Origin of the sequence: Natrinema amylolyticum (assembly GCF_020515625.1) — an archaeon.
GTDB lineage: Archaea > Halobacteriota > Halobacteria > Halobacteriales > Natrialbaceae > Natrinema > Natrinema amylolyticum.
The window spans coordinates 39,643-60,441 of sequence record NZ_JAIWPJ010000007.1 but is presented as its reverse complement, the minus strand read 5'-3'; the positions used below and the strand labels follow the sequence as shown (position 1 = coordinate 60,441).

The window sequence follows — 20,799 nt, the reverse complement described above, 5'->3', positions numbered from 1 at the left end:
TGCGTCTTGTCGCCGGTCGCGCTCTTACCATGAACACGGTGTGGGTGTTGGTGGGTTCCTCTGGCCTTCGACCAGCATAACATGGTCCGATCCGAGAGCAAATAGGACTATTACTTGCATGAGACTGTGACACTCAGTACGACACTATGAAAAACCGTGTACTATTACGGTTTGGCCTATTTCGAAGTCGGTTATTCATGTCCAGGGTGTCTGTAAACGGGGTTTCTCAGACGATACCCATAGGTAGCAAAGATACACTCGGGATAATTACAGATGAGGAGGGAATGAATCTACTGGTAAGCAGATATGCGAATTGAACGGGCAAGTCAGAATACTCCAGTGATGAAACCCAATCCCACGATGATGAGGACAGCTGCGGAAAACGCTGGGAGGTACGGTGTGTACTGCTTGACTTTCTCCTCGGAGTGCTGGTAGCCTGCAATCAACAGCATCGTCAGTCCAACGATACCCGCGATGACGGTGAGGGCGTACGCACTCATCAGTTCGAGGCAGTGGTTTGATCCAGCGCAGAGCGCAATAATCTCGAATTCCTCTTCGTGGGCGAATCCGAGTACGAACGCGAACCACGCGATTCCAAGGAGGCCACGGTCAGCGGTTGCTTCGGGGTCATCATGTGAGTGAGAGTGCCCACTGACGAAGGGAACGAAGCCTTTCAAACGAGTGATCAGCCCATTGTTGTGGTTGTGTGAATGGACCTGCTCGTGAGAATGGCTTGAATGCTCGTCCAGATCGTGGTAGTGGTGGTGGTGGTCGTGGCTGTGATGGTCGGAGTGGCCGTCATCACTGTGACTGCCGTGAGAATGCCCGTGAAAGTATTCACGGATCCCAAGCGCGATGAGGAGAACACCGGCAACGAGGCTGACTGGCCCGCCGATTTGGATACCACCGAGTATCGTCATCGGCTCGTTGACCTGCGTGAGGTTGAAGTAGTCTTTTGCGTAGAAGAACACCCCCACCATCGCAATACTGCTGATAAGGTGGCCGACGCCGATGATGAGACTCGCCGCGAACCCGTACACCCACTTGTTCGTCTGGTCGAGCGCATATGAGGCGGCAACGGGCCACCCATGACCCGGTTCGATGCCGTGAACAGCGCCGAGCACAACTGCCCCGAAGAAGAGACCGAGTGCTTCGCCGTGTAACATCCTGATCGAGACTCTGCTACCGACGTGAATAACGGTTGTTAATACCGAAATAGGTGCATCGTCATACGAGAACCTCTTGTAGAAACACGACGAGCCAATACCTATGCGAACGAGTTTCAATATTCCAGACGAAGTCGTCGAAGAGTTCGACCGAGTCTGGCAAGAGCAGGACATCGAAAATAGATCCCGAGCGGTCCGAGAAGCGATGTTGGAGTACATCGAGTCTCACTCCCGCCTCAAAGAGACAAGCGGAGAAATCGTTGCGCTCGTCGCATTCGATTATCGCCACCACGAGGTGATACAGGAACTCCATGCAGTCCAACACGAGTATCAAGACGTGATCCTCAACACGAGTCATACGCACCAGGGGGAGTGGTGCCTCGAATCACTGTTTTGTCGGGGACCAACCGAGCAGGTACGTACCCTCACCTACCGACTCCGCGACTTTGACGGCGTAAATCGGGTCAAGGTAATGGTCATCCGGGACGGCGAAGAATGATGATCTGCTAGAAACATTCGAGAGGTACACTCGCTATGTGTTTCACCTGTATTGAACGAAGCCGCTGTCCGGCTTTGGCCAGTTCAGAGAACTCGTCCTAAGGCCGCCGTCAGAAATATCGAGCAAGCTGTAAGGCTCTAACACCACTGATATCACGCCTCTAAACAAGGCCCACAGTGCGTATCGGTCACCAAGTTTTCGTGATTCCCTCTTGTAGGAATACTCCAAACGGTGGGTGGACACAATGCGATTCAGTCGCCGGACAGGTGGTTCCCACGAGCGATGACATACATAAGTATGATCCCCGCACCGACGGTGAGGATAAATTGCCCGATCACTGCCAGTATCGCAGCTGGACCCTGAGCACCGAGAAAGAATACAAGAGTGAACGGGATGAGACTGACGAGCGCGAACGCACCGATGAGTTTGCCGAGGGGGACTGCTTCGTATCGAATCCAAGACTATCATTGCAACGGCCCGGCGGCGTGAGGGAGTGCTCGCCATCCATTGTCCGCTTCGATGTCCGAGTGCTTGCGTGTTGTACTGCTGGGCGTCCAAGCAGACCATATTCTGTATCAGGAATGTCTCCACTACCTCGGTGGTGGAGGGGGTATAGAGGGCTACAGTACCTACTAGTAGTGATGTCCGAATCAGAAGTGACCCGCTGGGAGTACGAGACACTTCGCCCACCGCGCGATGAGACCCAAAAAGAAGCAGAGGATCCGAAAGCAGAGTTGAATCAACTCGGTGCAGAAGGCTGGGAGTTTGTGGAGACGATCGACTACGAGGGAGGCGGCACCAAGTACCTCGTTTTCAAGCGACCTGCCCAATCGGGTGAGCCAGTATGACTGACAAGACCGATATCAGTACGGCCAACACGATGCGTGAGCGCTCAGGCGAGAGTCGGATTAAACTCTGGTTGCTGCTGCGCGCGAACCGCTTTCACGTCTCCATGGTCCTGACCAGTGCCGTGTTCGTCGCATTCGTCATCGCCGTCGCTGTCCTCGATCCACCGTTTTCACAGCAAATCGAGTCCGGCGACATGATCGACACGATGTTCTCGACGATGATCACGGTCATCGTGACTGGGACGACACTCGTCGTCACGATCGGTCAGCTCGTCCTCTCCCAAGAGAACGGCCCGCTCGGCGATCAACGCGAGCGGATGGCCAGTTCGATGGATGTCCGGGACTTTACTGAAGAATTAATCGGATCTCCGAGTCCTGCCGATCCATCCGAATTCCTCCGGCAAATCATCGGAATTACAGCACAACGGACGACGGCTCTTCGAGAGTCTATTGACAAGAATGATAACGAGAACCTCCGAGAAGAGGTCGATGAATTCGCTGAAAGCGTCACTGGGAACGCTGACACGGTGCGTGACCAACTTGAGGATGCGCAGTTCGGCTCGTTCGATGTATTATTCGCTGCACTAAATTTCAATTATGGCTGGAAAATATTCCAAGTTGAACGCTTCGCGAACGAATACAAAGAGAGCCTCAATGAGGAAGAACGCGGCTTGCTTGACGACCTCAAAACAGCGCTGTCTCTGTTTGGTCCGGCGCGCGAACACATCAAGACGCTGTACTTCCAGTGGGCACTCATCGACCTGTCTCAGATGATTCTCTATGCTGCAGTCCCGGCATTGGCCGTTGCGGGTATCATGGTCGGAATCGTCGATGCGGGGACGTTCCCAGGAAGCATACTCGGTCTCGATCACATCATCCTCGTCGTGGGCGGTGCGTTTGCGGTGACGCTCGTTCCATTCATGCTGTTCGTCTCGTACGTCCTTCGCATTGTCACCATAGCAAAACGGACACTTGCCATCGAGCCGCTGATCCTCCGCGAATCACAACGCTAAGATCCGACGCAGAACTCAAACCTCAGACACGGTTAGATGTGGATGCTTCGTGAGGTACTGAGGTTAGTCACTCTCTGAACGGGCGTCGATTGCTCGCGTCCCGCCACAGTTCCAATACGTCCTCCGCGAGGAGATCGATACAGGTGCTGTTGAATGCCTTTGGGAAATTCCCCAACCCCATTGCAGCCTCTAACATCGAAAATATAGCCCGAAACGATTCGTCGCCCCTAATCCACTGGAATGACCGATTGACACTCAGATTACGCCGTCACCATAACTGCTTATGGAGCGAGGGGATGTCTCTCCTCTATGACCGATTCGAGTAACGACGAGTTCGACCCAACAGCACCAGACCAACGGGAGATCGGCCGCGAAATGGTTGACGACAGTACGGGACTCGGTTCGGTGATGGCCCACGCCTATCGCGGAGAGATAGACCGAGTGGGGACGTGGCGGCAGCGCCTCGACGAGTCGACGACGTGGGCGGTGACGCTGATGGCAGCTATCTTGACGTGGGGGTTTTCGAGTACCGATAACCCACACTATATCTTGCTGATCGGGATCGTTGTCGTCACCATCTTTCTGGCCATCGAAGCACGGCGGTACCGGGACTACGATGTCTTTCGCTCTCGTGCTCGAGTCATCCAAGAGAACCTGTTCGCAAACGCCCTCGATCCGTCCCAAGGCACTGAAAGTCACGACTGGCGGGCGGAACTGAGCAGGGACTATCGCAGGCCGACGCTGAAAGTCTCGTTCTACGAAGCACTCGCGAACCGGCTCCAGCGTGTGTACCTTGCTCTGCTCAGTGTCCTCTTGGTCGCATGGGTCTTCAGGATTACAGCGTTCGCGCCGCGCCAAGACTGGCTGACAACCGCTGGAATCGCCCGTATCCCCGGAATCGCTGTGGTTGCCGTTGTGGGTGTGTTCTACGTCGTACTACTGGGCGTCACCTTCTGGCCCCGCGAGCGCCATGCCAAAGGTGAATTCCGTGAAGGGGACCCGGACGACTGGAAAGAGACAGACAGATAAATCCGTTCTCTGTATTGAACGGGCCGCTGTCCGACTTTGGACGAATTCTCGGACAATGATTTCACCAAGCCTAGTTTCGAAAGTGGCGTTACGTACATGTGCGTATCTAATCTGGCACTTCTCTCAGCTGTCGGTGATGTCGGCAGAACCGTGCTGAATACAAGGCGCGAATCTTGTAATCCAGATCCTGCTGAAATCCTCAGTAACGCAAACCGCTTCGTTTTCAGCCCCCTCCCTTCAATTCATCCATGCACTTGTCGCAAACTTTCAAATCATCCTCCCCGGCAAGGTCTTCTTCGCCGTGATCGATTGAGTCAATTAGTTCTTTCGTGATAGCATCTGGCGTGATGTCTTGAACGTCATCCACATCACGGCCGCATCGAGCACATTTGACCATAGAATGAAGTTACAAGTCACAGGTTATTATTATTATTAGCCCGAATCTTACCGTTAACGCTGTACCCTATCGTTACCGATCTGCTGAATCCACCCTCTATATTCAGTACGCTGTTCTTGACAGTAATACTAGTGTTCGCTCAGGTCTTGTTGAATACACAGCGCGACTGTGGCACGAGATTCGACTCGATCTGCGAAAGTGGTGATCGTTCAGTACAGGCAGTAGAGTTACCACAGCTACCGCAGTATATCCGATCCAAACTCGTCTACATCTTTTACCGGACACGCGGTTTTTATGCCGTGAAATAGTATTATACGGTGGCCGCCCCATAATGTGGTTGGGGGCCAAGGGAGTAATTGGGGCAACGCTCCCTCGTTATTGCAGTAGCGATCCGATTTTTTGCTTTGGTACAAATGCCGTGTTCAGTACGCACGTATAGTTACTGTTCAGTAGAGGCTGAGTAGTTACCAGAGTGTCTTCAGTACAAGCAGTAGCAGCGAGAAGACCAAAAGGAAATTCCTACAAATCGTATCTATGGCGATTGAAGCTTCATTTACTGTCCCGCAACCCGAGTTCCCTCTGAATACAGTTTTTGAACAGTTGCCAGACGCAACTATCGAACTGGATCGTGTTGTCCCAACGGAGGATGCCATCGTACCGTACTTCTGGATTCACGCGGAGAATGTTGGGGACTTCACAGCCGATTTGAGTGGTGATAAGGGGGTTGATGAGTTCAAAGTGATTGACAAATTAGAGGAAGAGATGCTTGTTCGCATTAAATGGAACCTGAACCATGAAAGTATTCTAATTGCTATCGTCAACACTGATATCACACTCCTTTCTGGATTGGGAGAACAGGAGAACTGGACATTTGAAGTCAGGAGTAGCGATCAAGAGAGTATCTCCGAATTCCAATCGTACTGCCGGGAAAATGATATCCCTATTGAACTTACCCAACTCCACGCGCTCTCGCCACTCAAATCAGATCGGGAATTCGATTTAACTGATGGACAGCGGTCAGCGTTGGTTCTCGCCTACTCTCGTGGGTACTTCGACTCGCCGCGGAAAGCCACTCAAGACGATATCGCCGACGAACTCGATATCAGCCGACAGGCGGTTTCATCGCGTTTGCAGCGCGGTCTTCGACGACTCATAGCAAGCACTCTGGTACCGACTCAAGAGTAACCGTAGAGACCCTATTTAAACAAGTTGCTCGGGCAAAACTTAGCCTCATCCCCGTGGAGCCCCTCCCATAGAGTGGCGGTCATCAACCGCTTCACTTTCCCAACCACGTGACGGTTCGATGACCGCCGTTCTTTCATCACTAACAGTGCGTTCAGTACAGTGAGGGAGTGAACACTCCATGTGGATCGCACAGGAACACGATATTCCGCTTGTGACTTATTGTGCTTGACCACCAACCGGCGGTATGAGCATTATCGCCGAGTTTTCCGTCAAATCAGATGATCTCGCGCTGAACCACGCACTCACAACGACTCCGCAGATGATCGTCGAGATCGAGCAGGTTGTGGCGACGATGGAAGATCGAATTATGCCCTATTCTGGGTGAGTGGCGGTGATCAGGACGGATTTGAAGGTGCGTTCGAGGAGGATGAAACCGTGACAAACACCGCTGTTATCGACGAAGTAGAGGGGGCGAGATTGTATCGTGCATAGAGGAGAGACATCTCCTCGCTCCATAAGCAGTTCTGGTGACAGAATAATCTGAGTGTCATGTACTGGAGAACATCGAACAGTACGCAGGTCCACTGAGCAGTTAGTCCACCGTCTTTGCCGTAAAACAAACGAACCCAGTTCTGAACACACCCTCTGTATTCAGCAACCCAATTCTGACGACTATCGGAGGAATCAATGGTCGATGTGTTGTCCCCTGACTTACCGCCGCTTCACAATCCTATCCAACTCTGTCGAACTTCTCGGACATACTTCTCGAGAATACTCATGCGTCCACCCCGCTCGTCTCTTCCTCGAGGAGCCCCGAGGCCTCGATCATGAACGTGACAAACGCGATCGCCGAGGCAAGGAAGATTTGAGACGATCCTTGCTGTACAGCGATGAGGAACACGATCGCAGTGAGAAACGCAATGAACTCCTCACCACTCATCGGTGCTTCTTGATCCCTCTCTTCGGCCTGACATTCTGACGGCACGGCCTCCTCGATTGCCGGCCCGATCCACTCGACAGTACCGAGTACCACGATGAAGGGAGCTGCCACGAACAGTGGAGCCGGCACGCCGATCACGTGGAGTGCAACCAGCAGTGCAATCGCCGGAGCAACGCAAACAGCCAGCGCTCGGATCCGCACGAAGTTGTCGACCGAACAGTCGTCACACGCGCACCTGTCTTGGACGATCCACTCCTGGACGAGCTGCCGACTCATCGTCGACCTCCATCGTACTCCACTGGTTGCGACGTCCAAGACGAACTCGACGCCGATCTCGATCGCGATCTCCACAACTCCAGATCACGATCGCCCCCGGGCCCCCTGCCTCCGACTTCACTAATCCTGCCCGTCAACTTGCTTTGGGCGTACAACAGTATGTATAGTGCCGTCGGAGCTACTAACAGCGAAGACCCCCATTGCCGTCTTGCGGTTTCCCGTATCGGATCGTTAGCCCTGATCATTGGCAATTTGTCTGATGCGTCCATCGGAGATTTCCACGGCAGAGCATCTCGCAATGTCGTTCGCGGACAGTTCACTCTCTTCGTAGATCGATGCAAGCAAACTGTCCCGGCGCTGTCGATCTGCTTCCTTTCGCGCTTTCTCGAGGTGCTTCTTGTGCCCGGATTGGCGGATCCAGTTGTCCGAGGACTCCTTGTTGTCCAGGCGATCAAGCTTGAGGTCCTGCATCGTCCGGAACGTCTCGGGGCCATCCATATTCAGCCACTCGAAATCGATAATGCACGTCATCTGCCCCGATGATTCCACGATTCCGGAGATACCTGAGGTCGCTCTGCTCAGCTACCTTACTGACTGTTCGTTGGTGGTCGAAGTGATAGAGCACCTCGAAATCCTTGCTAGTCAACAACTATTAGAACTCGATCGTCAGCGGGAACAGTCCGCTTTTGACGGCCATTGTGCGGCATATAGACAAGCTTCTCGGTAAAGTCTACGACGGCACAGAAGTTGTGAAGATTGGTTTAACCAACAAACCTTCGTCAGTCTCTATTGTGTTGGTTAACTCTCGTCAACCAGGTGAAGGCGGACAAGTTCGTTTCTCGAGTTTCTCCGTGAAGGAAGTGAACCAAGTGCTATTCCGTCCAATCGATCACCCCTACGCCACTAAGAAGCGTCTGACTCCGACCACTCGCCGTAATCACCGCCGCGAGCCAACCGGTGGTGAGCCAACAGGGCCGCTGTGCCTATGTACAGTGCATCGTCATGACTGAGAAGTGAACACTGCCACTAACGAAAGACGGCCGACGAGAACGTGAACGCCGCCCCACAGTCGGACGTAACGCTCGCGGACTATCTGGAACCAGGAGTGGTCAAATCTCCGACGGCCGTTTTACGAACCTCTACTGTCCGGAGTGGCAAGCCTACTCGGACGATATCGAGGTCGTATTCGACCGCGAGGGATAGTCGGTGCTTCGTCACCCCTACTGTCTGACCACGCTCAATGCGGCGATTATCAACGTCACCCAGCCGGTCATGGAGAACATCTACCAAACGGGACGTTCGACGATCGCCTGTTTCAGACCGACGACTAGCGACTGTTTTCACTCGACATGAGGGGTGTTGAAAACGCCGCGAGCGGCGCGGGGGAGAGAAAACGCCCGATCGCGGTGTGTCTTTTCCGGGGTGGGATTCCGCCGCGTGTGTGGACTCACGCGACAGTCGAAACGAGGGATGCCATGCGTATCAGCAGCAGGCTGGCAGTCGCCACGGTCGCCTGGTGTCGGATAATCACGAAACGCAGCGATTCGAGAAGACGACTAGTAACGAGTCAGCGACGTCGGGCAACGACTGACGACGGACTCACACAATCACAATGTCTGGTGATGTGATGTCCTGATCAGACCGTGACTGACTGGCTTTGATTCGTCCCCGTGGACTGCATGGCGCCTAAACCGGAGGTTTGTATTAAGTCTCAGCCCGAGGCTGCTGATCTGTCTCATATATCATAAAGGAAATGAGGACAGGAAGAGTAGCAGATCCTACTAATCAACGATATATCTCGCAAATATATTGGAGAATATTACGTTACATATAATTAGATAAATCAAACCTGTTGTTTTTGAAATACTCATGGCTATGCGTTAAATATGTACTGTTGAGATGAGTTCATTCAATCTCGATGATGTCGACCGCGGTATCCTCCACCTCCTCCAAGAGGATGTATTAGATTTCCTCTATCAACGCGGGGAGTATTCGGATGCGCCATCTCCACAGATAATCCTCTTGAATCCGCATTTGCCAGAAATGGATGGGTATGATCTTCTCGAGGATCTGAAGAATGAGCCAGCGTTCAGGGCCGCTCCTGTTCTAGTTCTGTCAGAATCAGATGGAGAGGAAGAGGTTTGGATCCGTTTTTACAGTACCATATTATGTATCGATACTGATAGAAACCCAATAGAAGAAGCACTGCCGTTGCTTGGGGTGCATCTCGTGTACGCTCACCCACAAATGTCTGTAGGCAACTGAAACAATAGAATTGCCTAATGAAAGAGAAAATCATCTATCAATCGCAGAAGTTGATCGTTGATACGGCCCTTCAGCATTTCCGGTAAGCTTAATAGCGGATGTTGTGGTACGTTCCCACGGTATCGTATGTCACGGAATGGTCGAACATCGCGACGGGACTTCCTGCGGGAGACTAGTGCTGGAACAACCGTTGGATACTCATTACTAGAGGCGGACAAAATCGTTGGGAGAGATGTCCAAGACATAGACAATAAATCGCGATTTACAGGGAAGGTGGTAGATCCCTTTGGAAAAGGTGTCGAGAGTCGGTTACAGTTCTATGACCTGAATACGCGCCCACCTCCGATTACTAGTCATGCTGAGTCAGAAGCCTTCCAGACATCAATCACAACAGATCCTGATGGGACATTCAGTTTATCGGCTGAGGAAACAGGCACGTTACCGGACGAAATCAGAATTCTCGTCACGGAAGAAAAGGAAGTGGTAGAACGCGGCTTCTTTGACCAGTTTCAGATGATATCTGCCGAAAACGTTGGGAGAGATCTCACGTTGCAATTATCACACGAGCTGTTATTTGGACCTGTCTCTGTTCTCGTCGGAGAGACAGACCTTCGGCACGGGGTCTTATCGACCTGGCGGACGGTGAATCCGGATAATCCACTGGAAATGCTCATCTCGATCGAAGTCACAGAAACAGCGTTTGGATATGGAAACACCGCACACGAAATCGATACTGCACCGCGGAGGACAGGCCAAACGCCCCCGAGTCGCCCGGAAAGCTACCGTGAAGATAATCCGTTAGCTGGAGGTGGGTTTGTCGTTACTGTTCCCAAGTGTGAGACACGCATCAGCTATGACGATGAGGATGATTTTCTGGTCGGTGCCGGGATCGATACGTGGTATGCCCCAAACGAGGCTGAACTCTCTCGGCCAGCGGCCCGCGGGATTCAACGATGGCATCCAAGTCGAACGAACATGCCCGCGTTCACGGTGACCGGCCGCGATTACGAGCAGGTCACTGACGAACTCGAGAATCTGCAAGCGATGGTGAACGAAGGCATCGTCTCACTCACAGGCTCAGTAGTGACGAAAGCCGCAGCTGTTGCCTCCGGACCGCTCGGCATGCTCGCTGGAGGCTTACTGACATTGGGAGGCATCCTTGACCCGAACCAAGAACAGGACCCCTATCAAATCACAGGGAGTCAATCCTTGCCTGAAATCGATCGGAATGAAAAGGAGCCAATCACGGCGGCAACAAATCTGGGGGCTTCTAGCTACATCTTCCAAGTCCCCATTATGTTCGATACAGACGCCGATCCAACTGTCAGAATTGAGGCCAACTGGACTGTGAGTCACTCTGGACGGTTTGCTCAGTTCAAACGTGAGTTCTCTGTCACTCCACCAACCGAAGATGAGACAGACGCTGCGCCGACAGGATGGCCGAGAACAGAGTTCGATGCTGAACATACGAGATACAATCCGTCAGAAACTGAACTGACATCCAAGACTACTGAGTTTTGGGAATTTCCCCAAGAAGTTGAATCTCCTGAGTGGGAGGTCCTTGCCGCCCTCACGGATACAGTATATCTCTTACACTATAATTTGGAATCTCAACAGAATTCGATAGTCGCCGTCAATCCGTTCGCCGATGAAAAATGGCGGTATCGAGTAGGGGAATCTCCATCGCATAACGACCGGGCTACTATCGTCGATGGAACTCTATATTTCGGGAAACGAGGAGGTGCCACTACGGAGGGTAAGATTGTAGCATTAAATACCGACAATGGCAACGAACGCTGGAGCACACCACTTGGAACCGGACCAGGATTCCATGTCCCAGAAGTTACAGATGGAATTGTGCATGTGGGAAGCACGACCGCTGTCAATGATATCTCTCATGGTAAGTATATTGCACTAGATGCTGAGAGCGGTGAGCGCAAATGGGAACTTAAGACCCCAGCATCAGAATTTCTATTGACCCCTGCAGTATCTGACGATACCATCTGCATCGGTGGCTTGAACACAGATAGCACAGATGAAGGGGCATTTGGAGAAGGGGCGTTTCATATCATTGATCGCCAAAGTCAGACTGAAACTTGGACCTTCAGAACGGAGAACCAGGTCACTGATGCCGCCGTGGTAGGAGATCATGCCTACGTACGTGCTTTTAACATAAATCCAGGTTCAGGTACTGTTTATCGTCTCAATATTCCTGAACAGAGCGCACAGACCTTAATGAATTCTGACACCGACTCACTCTCATCTCCGGTCATTACTGATGAGAGATTATACTTCTCAAGCGGGCTTTGGGGGTCTAATAGTCAGAGTTACGTTGTTGCACTTGATCCTGATGATGGAACCGAAGACTGGCGATACGAGACAAATGCCGAATCCCTTTCCGATCCGTTGATGATTGGGGATACTCTCTTTTGTGGCGGTGGAACTGCTAATGCAGATCGTGGTATTCTCTTTGCCATCGATTCAAAGTCAGGAGATGAGTTATGGAAAATTGAAACAGAATACTATGCCGGAGTAAGAGCTGTCACTCGAGATCTAATTTATGCATCTTCGAACCAGAAAATATACGCATATAGATGAGGGTAGAACAATCTATATTTGAAGCGGAGTGTGAAGCGGGAGGAAATACGAAACCAGGTGAGAAGTGCTCCGATATGTAGGTCTACATCCGTTGTGGCCTCAGGAATTCTGGTATAATGGAGATCGACGGGGATCTATCCTTCACCCAATCGTCAAGTTGTTAGAGTAAGGGAAGAAGTGACGTTAACTAGTGGGTTGAGGTAGAAGTCATAGTCACGGATGAGAGAGTGAGCAGAAGGGAGAAGTGAGTTGTGGGCGGAAGTCACTATCGACGACAGTACCTAATCTGAGTTAAAGGTATGCGACCACCACCGTCGAAGGTGACCAGAATACTGGCGGTCTTACCGGTTATAACGAGGGCCCCGAGGGAGTTGTGAGCGAGTCGTACTGGGACATTGAGGCCACAGGACATACGGACGGAATCAGTGACAATGTAGGTTACAGAACTGACTTCGCTGGACTGTCCACCGATGAAATGCAAGGCGGAGTAGCTGAAGAGAACATGCCCGCACTCAATTTCGAGGATACATGGACGGTCGTCACAGACCCAGACGACTATCTGATCTTGCGGTGGCAGGTAGCGGTCGATGCTGATTAATCGACGATGCTCACGACGCCAGATCACTGATGAGGTATTGGTAGGTCACGGGCACTCGGTGTAGGGTTTGAACGTTCAGTTATCACTAACTGTGATCCGTTACAAACGTATAACCTCTTATGACAAAGTACTAAATAGTTTAGTGATGGCGGTAATGGGCATATGCGTCGAAGTACCACACCCATACGGTATCCCAAATCCGGATACCACAGCGATACGGCTTATAGGCTGAAAATGACTCGCGCGACTGCTTTGACCGTGACTACCGTCCCCGATTGAATGCGAAGCACAAATGAGGTGACAAAGAATGTCCAACACACACTTCACGCGCCGTCACCTCCTGCAACTGACCGCCGGATATGGGACTACATCCGTCTGGCCCACCGATCACGCACAGCAAACTACGAGCCGTGATGATAGTACTCCCGAACGGTGGCGATTTGAAACTGGTGGGTTCATTTCCGCATCGCCGACGATCGTTGATGGCATTCTGTATATCGGAAGCCATGACAGTCAGATCTATGCAATTGACGTAAGCACTGGTCAAGCAGTGTGGACTGTCTCGACCGAGGGTGAGGTGGGATCATCGGCAACAGTGGTTGATGGAACCGTCTACGTGGGCAGTCGCGATGAGAACGTCTACGCGCTCGATGCTGAGACTGGAGAGAAACGCTGGGTCTCCAACATCGGATCAAGTATTCTGATGTCATCACCGACTGCTGGTGATGATTCCGTGTATGTCGGGGATTTCAGTGGGGATGTCCATGCACTAGATATGGTAACCGGTCGCGAAATCTGGACGTACGAGACCGGTGGAAGTATTCAACGATCGTCGCCAACAGTAGTTGCTGATACCGTCTATATCGGGAGTGCCGATAACTACCTCTACGCGCTCGATGCCACAAATGGTAATGAACAGTGGGCGTTCGAAACTGGTGGCGAGGTACGTTCGTCACCAACAGTCGTGAAGGGTAATGTCTACGTCGGGAGTTTCGATGACTCAATTTACGCAGTCGATGTCGCAACGGGGGAGGAAATCTGGAGCGTTGACACTGGCGGACACATCGGGACCTCATCACCGACGGTCGCGGACCACACCGTGTATATCGGCGGGTATAATGCCGATGTGTACGCACTTGATGCCAGTACTGGCGAGCAGCAGTGGACGTTCACAACCAGTACGACTGTGGATTCATCGCCAACTGTCGTTGATGGCATCGTCTACGTCGGGGATTCGTCACCGCATGGTGCCCCAAATCTGTATGCGATCGACGCGGTACGCGGCCATCTCATCTGGCAGTACAAAACTGACGGCCCTGTCTCCTCGTCCCCAACAGCGGTTGATGGAACCGTCTATATTGGGAGTTACGACTCGTCGGTGTACGCGTTCCCGACAGACGTTGATGGATCAAGTGAAGGATCACGAGTGTTACTCGGTACACTCGGCCATCACGATAGTCTCCGCCGTGGTGGTCCCGTCACCCCTCCCACATATGATCACTCGCTACTGGCGGATTTCGTGATCGACACGGACGAACCAACCGTCAATGAGCCGGTCGCCTTTGATGCGTCAGCGTCAACGGTAGAAGACGGTAAGATCGTAGCGTACAAGTGGGATTTCACCGGTGATGGGACCGCTGATCGCACCGGACAAAGTGTTGAACATACGTTTTCTGACAGAGGATTACACCCTATTTCGCTTACTGTGGTTGACGAAACGAGAGCCAAAGATACTGTCCAACGGGCTCTCTCCGTCACGCCTCGCGAGAGCGACCTCTCGATAGCGATTGTTGACACAAACAGCCCGGTTGAAGGCGGTGACAGATTGACGATCACAGTCGAAGTCACGAATACTGGTGAAATAGCACATCGACCAGAGATTACAGCCATCTTTAACGAAGAAAAGAGAGGCGGGATCAAAACGACCGTCGAACCGGGGAAAACAGAGACCCACTCATTCGGCTATCGAACCTACCCCGTGAAAGACGAGGTGGATATCCCGATCCGTGCTGAGATTGAAACGGACACAGCCACCAAAACAGTCACCGTTCGTGCTGTCGACGAGTTGGAGTCCACGTATACATCTCCGTCCTCCGAACTCACGATCCAGCCTGCTACACAGGTTATGTTCGAGATTGACACCACGGTGATGAAACCAGAGGGAACCATCCAATGGTATGTTGATGGTAGCCACCATCCGACTCAGGGTGCAGTGTGGCCGTTCATGTATGCCGATAAAGTTGGACGTGAATTCTTCTCGTATCTGTTTGAGTCTCCCGGCACCCACGAAATTACCGCAGCTGTTGTCAGAGACGATAGGAACCGTGCAATGCGGTGGACCATTACTGTGACCGACTCAGGGGCTATACCACCCAGAATTGATGCCGCTCGCCCAGTCACCAGCGAACTCGCAGCAGACGGACAGTATACACTCGAACTCGATATCTCGAGTCCGACAACCGATCTTGACCGGGTTGTGTGGTGGATGACACAGGCGGATACGATCATCGGTATCACCGAGGTCAGTAGTCGGAATGACACGGCGTCGCTCGAGATCGATGGTGGCTGTCTATCGTGCCAGATTGAAGCATGGGCAATTACTGAGAATAACACGTACACGTCGATCATTCCATGGCAGTTCAAAGACGGTGAAGACTCAGCGAAAAATCTCGATAAGAGAAGGGGCATCAACGTACTAGTTCTTGAGACGAACAGTCCGATTGTTGAGGGCGAGGCAGTGAAGGTAAGGGCAATGCTCGAAAACATCGAATCGACGCAAGTGACACGAGAGATTGAACTTACGCTCGGTGAGAAGCCAACGGTCGTGGAGAATCAGACAGTGACGATGGCGGCTGGCGCGACAGATGAGATCACACTCACGTCCACGGTGCCATCCGGGCTAAAAGGGGAATGGGTTTCGTTCCGCGTTCAATCAGATACACATCAAGATGATGGAGTGATCCACGTAGAACGGAAGAATACTGAGGAAGGATAGCTGATGGTGTACACCTTCAGGATAATATCCACCGCACGTTTTGGCATTGTGGTATAGTATAGGGCGCCTTTTAGAGTTCCTTGCTCCTTGTCCTCTTCTCGGACAGTTTACTGTCTATCTCGACCGTCCGAACGGTCGCGTGAACTCAGTTGTTGAGACTATTTGGCTACGATCCCTCACCAGACTGACCTAATTAGACGGTATTAGTAATATATTAATGAATTTTAGACAGATTGTATTATTCTCTGATGAAAGCGGTCACATGAGCAGAAGGACTCTGCAGGAGGGAGCAAGGAATTCTACAGTCAGCAGAAATGTTTTCTAATGAACTGAAACAATCGCCGTGATTATGAATCCTTTCCATCGTACTCACTCATCCAACATGGATCGCGAGCGAGAGATCCAACTGGGGAACTGGAGATCACTCACGGTCGCCCTGCTGGGAGGACTGAGAACGCCAGTGACGTCAGACCGGTACCTAAGTGGATCACGCTCGGAGCTACCGTTGGCGCAGCAACGTGAATGACCGATTCCCATGACCCACCCATCACTCACCCGCCGAAAACTCCTCGAAGCAAGTGGTGTCGCACTCGGGGGTTGGAGGGTTGGCCCACAAGGTACTGTCCGCACATCCCGCCCGAGACGCTGTGAAACCGTGTTTGAAGAGACGGTATCGTTGGGGTTTCTCGTCGACGATGAAGATTACACGGTGCGATTGTCGGAGGACACACTCGTCTCAGTCGCTTTCACTGAAGTTGCGTCAGGGATGCGAGTTACAGTCACCGATCCGCTAGACTACGAAATCTGGGACCACCGGCTCATCGAGTCAGAGTGGAATGATATATTCCGCACATACGGCGGTGGACTCTATCGCTTCAGCTTTACCAATCTCATTGGCTCACCGTCAGCGAACCTCACTGTTGCGGAATGTGCAGATCCAATCGGGGACTGTGAACCAGTACTTGACCAAGAAATCTCGCTTGGCCGGGTCCAAAATACGGAGGAAGATTATACAGTCGAGTTAGCTGAAGGCGCTATCGTCGCTGTCAAGGTTGTCGACAGTGATGGAGCGATGGTATTGACAGTTACTGATCCGGATGAGTACGATATTTGGAACCGGCGAATTCTTGACTCGCCGCTAGAAGAACGGGGGATGAACGAAGGTCTATTTCTCGCCTCAAACGGGGGACGGTACCGATTTAGTTTCGGGAATCCCGGAGTCGGAGCTCCTTCATACCGCGTGAGAATCCGTGAGTGTGATTTCCTCTCTAGAAGTGAGGCTCCGAACCTGACCCCTGCATTTTCAGCAGTGCCCGAGATCGGATGAGCGGTCGAGAACAGAGCGTTGAGCAACAATTCTCCTCCCTCATCGATGATAGTTGAGCAGGTTTCGGATGATGATAACGCATCTTCTGCAGAACTGACTGTGACGACGGTGGCTTCCTCAATCGTGTACTAGTTGGTGATGACCGCGCCAACCGATACGTGGCAAGAGAAGACGAGTGGGCGAGAGCGTGTTCGGATGGTTGTCGAGACGCTTTGTGAGGCGGAATTAGTCGCAGCTATTGCTTACCAGGCAGATATCACGCCAGAGACTGCACAAAGGGAACTTGAGCGATCCGCAGCTGTAAATACGGTTATTGAAACAGACGGCGAGAAATACAAACCAAATTCTGTCCATCAATTTCTCGATCAAATCACCGATCTGATCGAGACCCGTTCTCGTCCTGAACTTGGGTCAGAACTCGAGGACCGTCTAGAGCAATTAGAGGAGTTGGAGGCAGAACATGGTGCCGAGTCAGCCTAATAGTTACGTGAACGTCTCACCGATACCAATCTCTCTAACGAAGAAAGGCGAGATATTCGGAATAGTAGTGAAGCATGGTCGACGCTCGAACTGGATATCTATCTCCTCACGCATGTGCTCCACTTGTTTGTTTACAACAACTTTCGGAGTCCACGTCATCGTAACGCATAGTCGATGCTCAAGTACCTGTTTCGAAATGACTAGGCGTTGTCGATACGAGCACACCGTACTCGAAATGAACTCCAGCGTCGATCGCAAGGGTTCGCCAGCGAAAGTCCGTCACGTCTATTACTGGCACCGAAGGGAGCTCGAGTTCCGGATTCGATAGAGGAGTGGAACACCGACGAGATACTAGGAGATCATGATTGGACTATGGAGGATGCATCAAGCTCGATGTTTATATGAACAGAGTCTTGATCAATAGAATTGGGCCACTTGGCCAATTCATTGGTCTCCAATCGCGAACCCTGACATCGTTCGAGAGGAGACGGGCACTATGCGTGAAAGGATTGATGAACAAAAAGTCGAGTGTGCTATCAGTTGGATTCCGCAAACAGAATCATGATAGCGAATCAATCCGAGAAAAGGTGATTCTCTAAATTCAGCAATAGCAAGCCGATTGACGGCTCCAAAGAACGTTTAAGTACAAGAGAGGAGGTTCAATGATGTATAGCCCCTCCCACAGGGATGTACCCAGAGTTCCACATATATGTGGAAGTGGCATAATCTAGTATTCTAACGTATGAAAACAATTTATGGCTGGTAGGTGTAGCGGGCGAGCAAAATGAAGGGGAGACAAATCCTTGCTATCAGCCTGTGTGTAATAGTCTCTATTGCGCCAATGACGGTAGCTGTAGCCGCGGCAACTCTGGAAACCGACGATAAAACACCGGTCCTTGAACTAGAGCAACCGGCCGCCGATCATGTTATCAAGTCACAATCAGAGTTTGAATACCGCGTTCAAAACGGGTTCGAAGACACGAACTCTGACGGAACAATTGTCGTTCAAATAACGGCGCAAATGGATTTTAGCGAGAGTCCTCGCCAAACATTCTCCTATGAAAGGTCTAAACCCATTGTTTTTATTGGGGAAGATGGTGCATCTATAACGAATCTCTTACTACGGTCGCAGAGTAATACTTCCATCACACTTCAGAATTTGGAGATACACCACACTGTTCATACAGAGCAGTTAATCCACTCTGCCGGTCCAGTCTCAATCATTGACTCAAAAATATCTGTCTCCGAGGTTCGGGCATGGATTGTGGAAGCCCCTGACGTTGATGTTGTGAATTCCACCGGAAATGGACTCACGATTCGGGCTCCGAATGTACAGATTAAGAACTCTAGACTCACTACTACGGGACATCTCGTCCGAAATGCAGCAGACGTGTCTGTGAGGGGATCTATAGTCAACGGATCTACGATTACGTCGAAACAGTCATTTACAGCCACAAGTAGTCAGCTTTATGATACACAGTTATTTGTTCAACATTATCAACCGAATCATAAACCTAGTGGGTCACAGCCTGATACACGTATTTCAAACACAATTTTCCATAATGGAAATATAAACATAGCTAACTCGGTCCTCAATAATACGCGGGTTACTCAATCCGAACTTGTAGGGTCCGGGAATCTCACAGTTCTTGATTCTATGTTCAATGATAGTATAGTCGAAACGGACGATACTCGAACCGTCAAAATTAGTGAAACGAAATTCTCTGGAACCTATGACCCAACAGTCACAGGTCCGATTCCAAACCTTCGAATCCAGAACAATCGCCTAATGGCGCCAGAGATCACAATTCACGACTCCTGCTTTTCGAACACACCGAAACCAGTTGAACTCCCAACTGGGCCAGTATATGCCGTTATTCAAACAACCTGCTTCTACAACAGCGGGGGGATTAGCTACGCGGGTAGCCCTGAGGATGCATCTGTCAGGCTTCGCAATGCAACAGTGTATAATACGACATCAGAACGATTCTTACAGACAAACTACACTGTTAAGGGTTCCAATTTTGTTGAGGTTCCTACACCAATATTTGGCGATGATCTCCCAGAACAGGGAAGTAACTTCGTCGATACAAAGAATGACTCTGAAGCATGGGGGGAATGGACGCCAGATGTCTTCTGGAGCAGCGATTCCTTGCAAGAACCACTTCTCACCCCAGACGGATTGGAGACAGGTTCCACTGGGATAACCGAAGGCGAGAATAACCATCAGGTAGACGATACTGATGTAAACAAAAGTAAGGGTCAGTTGGAAGATCAGCCACCACGAGAGGCTGAGGGACCAGCTAACTCATCCTCATTACCGTTTTCCCCGTCATCAGGGACCCAGACTGGGACTGAGGGTGAAACAGAGACTGAGACGGAAAGAGGAATCACGATTCAAGAGACGAACACCCCGGTGTCTGCCGGAAATTCAGTAGAAGTAACTGCGGCAGTGACAAACCCGGGTCCAAATCCTGTCACGAAAGACATCCGATTAATCGTCGGTCATGACCCGCAGCAAGTCGATATGAAGACAGTCACTGTAGAACCCGGTGTAACGAAGAGAGTGACGGTCGGCTACGAGACGCCACCGGTCAAGAATACCCAAGAGTTCCCCGTCCGAATCAGGGCCGAGAATAGTACTGCCACCAAGTCAGTTCGCGTGTATGGCACCACAAGTCAGAAATATAGCACTGACAAACAGGCGCAGGGCGGAACAGGGATTAATGTCTCGATCGCGGAGACGAACACCCCTATCAACGCTGGCAAGCGTCTCACAGTCACTGGTGAACTCACAAACACTAGGAACGATGAGACGACGCAGAACGTGCGTCTAATCGTTGGGCATACCCCCGAGCAGGTAGGTTCGCAAACGGTGACGTTTCAACCGAACGAAACGAAGACCGTCACACTGGGGTATCAAACCCCGAGAGTGAAGAACACGCAGGAGTTCCCAGTGAAAATTCAGACCAATGCTGGGTCAGCGGCCAAATCCGTTCGCGTCTATGGAACAACCAGCAACAACCAGTAGGGGACGGACGCACAAGCGGACTCAGCTGCTGTCATGATTGCTGGGACGAATACGCCATTGGATGCTGGGAAATTCCTCGAGGTGACTGCCCGTATTGAGAACACAGGCGAGATACCGATTACCAAGATGCCACCCTCATTGTGGTGCATAAT

Annotated in this window: 16 protein-coding genes and 1 pseudogene; 13 read left to right on the top strand and 4 right to left on the bottom strand. The window is 51.4% G+C overall.

Annotated features, from left to right (window positions below; translation table 11 throughout):
- Nucleotides 1-326: 326 nt before the first annotated feature.
- Nucleotides 327-1,166 (bottom strand): hypothetical protein, encoded by an 840-nt coding sequence (locus tag LDH66_RS21965; protein WP_226483218.1) that lies wholly within the window; start codon nucleotides 1,164-1,166, stop codon nucleotides 327-329.
- A gap of 103 nt (nucleotides 1,167-1,269) precedes the next feature.
- Here LDH66_RS21965 and LDH66_RS21960 point away from each other — a divergent pair, with 103 nt between their 5' ends.
- The 4 genes from LDH66_RS21960 (at nucleotide 1,270) to LDH66_RS21945 (ending at nucleotide 4,555) form a co-directional block, all read left to right on the top strand.
- Entirely contained in the window at nucleotides 1,270-1,665 is a 396-nt protein-coding gene (locus LDH66_RS21960; RefSeq protein ID WP_226483217.1) for a CopG family ribbon-helix-helix protein, read from the top strand.
- A gap of 641 nt (nucleotides 1,666-2,306) precedes the next feature.
- On the top strand, nucleotides 2,307-2,513 hold the full coding sequence (gene sp36, locus LDH66_RS21955) for a Sp36 family protein (protein WP_012945603.1): 207 nt from the start codon (nucleotides 2,307-2,309) through the stop codon (nucleotides 2,511-2,513).
- The gene (locus LDH66_RS21950; protein WP_226483216.1) at nucleotides 2,510-3,526 is read left to right on the top strand and encodes a DUF7972 family membrane protein; all 1,017 of its coding nucleotides are present in this window, start codon (nucleotides 2,510-2,512) and stop codon (nucleotides 3,524-3,526) included. The genes sp36 and LDH66_RS21950 overlap by 4 nt, the downstream gene beginning before the upstream one ends.
- 309 nt (nucleotides 3,527-3,835) lie before the next feature.
- Complete coding sequence (locus LDH66_RS21945) at nucleotides 3,836-4,555, top strand: DUF2270 domain-containing protein (protein ID WP_226483215.1); 720 nt, start codon at nucleotides 3,836-3,838, stop codon at nucleotides 4,553-4,555.
- 223 nt (nucleotides 4,556-4,778) lie between these two features.
- Here LDH66_RS21945 and LDH66_RS21940 read toward each other — a convergent pair whose 3' ends face one another.
- Nucleotides 4,779-4,922: a hypothetical protein gene (locus tag LDH66_RS21940; protein WP_226483214.1), complete on the bottom strand. Its 144-nt coding sequence runs from the start codon at nucleotides 4,920-4,922 to the stop codon at nucleotides 4,779-4,781.
- Between the two features lie 564 nt (nucleotides 4,923-5,486).
- Between LDH66_RS21940 and LDH66_RS21935 the strand changes: the two genes are divergently transcribed.
- Both LDH66_RS21935 and LDH66_RS21930 read left to right on the top strand, forming a co-directional pair.
- Nucleotides 5,487-6,137, top strand: a complete 651-nt coding sequence (locus LDH66_RS21935) for a helix-turn-helix domain-containing protein (protein ID WP_226483213.1) — start codon at nucleotides 5,487-5,489, stop codon at nucleotides 6,135-6,137.
- Nucleotides 6,138-6,381: 244 nt separating this feature from the next.
- Nucleotides 6,382-6,626: pseudogene (locus LDH66_RS21930) on the top strand (bacterio-opsin activator domain-containing protein); the annotation flags it as partial.
- A gap of 286 nt (nucleotides 6,627-6,912) precedes the next feature.
- Here the strand turns inward: LDH66_RS21930 and LDH66_RS21925 are convergent.
- Nucleotides 6,913-7,428, bottom strand: a complete 516-nt coding sequence (locus LDH66_RS21925) for a hypothetical protein (protein ID WP_226483212.1) — start codon at nucleotides 7,426-7,428, stop codon at nucleotides 6,913-6,915.
- Between the two features lie 156 nt (nucleotides 7,429-7,584).
- Nucleotides 7,585-7,851 (bottom strand): hypothetical protein, encoded by a 267-nt coding sequence (locus LDH66_RS21920; protein ID WP_226483211.1) that lies wholly within the window; start codon nucleotides 7,849-7,851, stop codon nucleotides 7,585-7,587.
- 1,401 nt (nucleotides 7,852-9,252) lie between these two features.
- Between LDH66_RS21920 and LDH66_RS21915 the strand changes: the two genes are divergently transcribed.
- The 7 genes from LDH66_RS21915 to LDH66_RS21885 all read left to right on the top strand — a co-directional run bounded on the left by LDH66_RS21915 (nucleotide 9,253) and on the right by LDH66_RS21885 (nucleotide 20,647).
- Entirely contained in the window at nucleotides 9,253-9,618 is a 366-nt protein-coding gene (locus LDH66_RS21915; protein ID WP_226483210.1) for a response regulator, read from the top strand.
- Between the two features lie 273 nt (nucleotides 9,619-9,891).
- A complete protein-coding gene (locus tag LDH66_RS23165; RefSeq protein ID WP_226483209.1) occupies nucleotides 9,892-12,216 on the top strand; it encodes an outer membrane protein assembly factor BamB family protein in 2,325 nt (774 codons plus the stop codon).
- A 373-nt stretch (nucleotides 12,217-12,589) separates the two neighbouring features.
- Nucleotides 12,590-12,814, top strand: a complete 225-nt coding sequence (locus LDH66_RS21905) for a hypothetical protein (protein ID WP_226483208.1) — start codon at nucleotides 12,590-12,592, stop codon at nucleotides 12,812-12,814.
- A gap of 307 nt (nucleotides 12,815-13,121) precedes the next feature.
- Nucleotides 13,122-15,809 (top strand): outer membrane protein assembly factor BamB family protein, encoded by a 2,688-nt coding sequence (locus tag LDH66_RS21900; protein WP_226483207.1) that lies wholly within the window; start codon nucleotides 13,122-13,124, stop codon nucleotides 15,807-15,809.
- 655 nt (nucleotides 15,810-16,464) lie between these two features.
- Nucleotides 16,465-17,136: a hypothetical protein gene (locus LDH66_RS21895; protein WP_226483206.1), complete on the top strand. Its 672-nt coding sequence runs from the start codon at nucleotides 16,465-16,467 to the stop codon at nucleotides 17,134-17,136.
- A 138-nt stretch (nucleotides 17,137-17,274) separates the two neighbouring features.
- The gene (locus LDH66_RS21890; protein ID WP_425492993.1) at nucleotides 17,275-17,616 is read left to right on the top strand and encodes a DUF7342 family protein; all 342 of its coding nucleotides are present in this window, start codon (nucleotides 17,275-17,277) and stop codon (nucleotides 17,614-17,616) included.
- 784 nt (nucleotides 17,617-18,400) lie between these two features.
- Nucleotides 18,401-20,647, top strand: coding sequence for a COG1470 family protein (locus tag LDH66_RS21885; RefSeq protein WP_226483204.1), 2,247 nt, complete (start codon nucleotides 18,401-18,403; stop codon nucleotides 20,645-20,647).
- Nucleotides 20,648-20,799: the final 152 nt, after the last annotated feature.

Excerpts from the sequence above, each read along its gene's own strand:
- LDH66_RS21965 (WP_226483218.1), bottom strand. The coding sequence starts at position 1,166 with ATGTTACACGGCGAAGCACTCGGTCTCTTCTTCGGGGCAGTTGTGCTC.
- LDH66_RS21900 (WP_226483207.1), top strand. The coding sequence starts at position 13,122 with ATGTCCAACACACACTTCACGCGCCGTCACCTCCTGCAACTGACCGCC.
- LDH66_RS21950 (WP_226483216.1), top strand. The coding sequence starts at position 2,510 with ATGACTGACAAGACCGATATCAGTACGGCCAACACGATGCGTGAGCGC.
- LDH66_RS21915 (WP_226483210.1), top strand. The coding sequence starts at position 9,253 with ATGAGTTCATTCAATCTCGATGATGTCGACCGCGGTATCCTCCACCTC.
- LDH66_RS21920 (WP_226483211.1), bottom strand. The coding sequence starts at position 7,851 with ATGGATGGCCCCGAGACGTTCCGGACGATGCAGGACCTCAAGCTTGAT.
- sp36 (WP_012945603.1), top strand. The coding sequence starts at position 2,307 with ATGTCCGAATCAGAAGTGACCCGCTGGGAGTACGAGACACTTCGCCCA.
- LDH66_RS21885 (WP_226483204.1), top strand. The coding sequence starts at position 18,401 with ATGAAGGGGAGACAAATCCTTGCTATCAGCCTGTGTGTAATAGTCTCT.
- LDH66_RS21960 (WP_226483217.1), top strand. The coding sequence starts at position 1,270 with ATGCGAACGAGTTTCAATATTCCAGACGAAGTCGTCGAAGAGTTCGAC.
- LDH66_RS21945 (WP_226483215.1), top strand. The coding sequence starts at position 3,836 with ATGACCGATTCGAGTAACGACGAGTTCGACCCAACAGCACCAGACCAA.
- LDH66_RS21935 (WP_226483213.1), top strand. The coding sequence starts at position 5,487 with ATGGCGATTGAAGCTTCATTTACTGTCCCGCAACCCGAGTTCCCTCTG.
- LDH66_RS21890 (WP_425492993.1), top strand. The coding sequence starts at position 17,275 with ATGACCGCGCCAACCGATACGTGGCAAGAGAAGACGAGTGGGCGAGAG.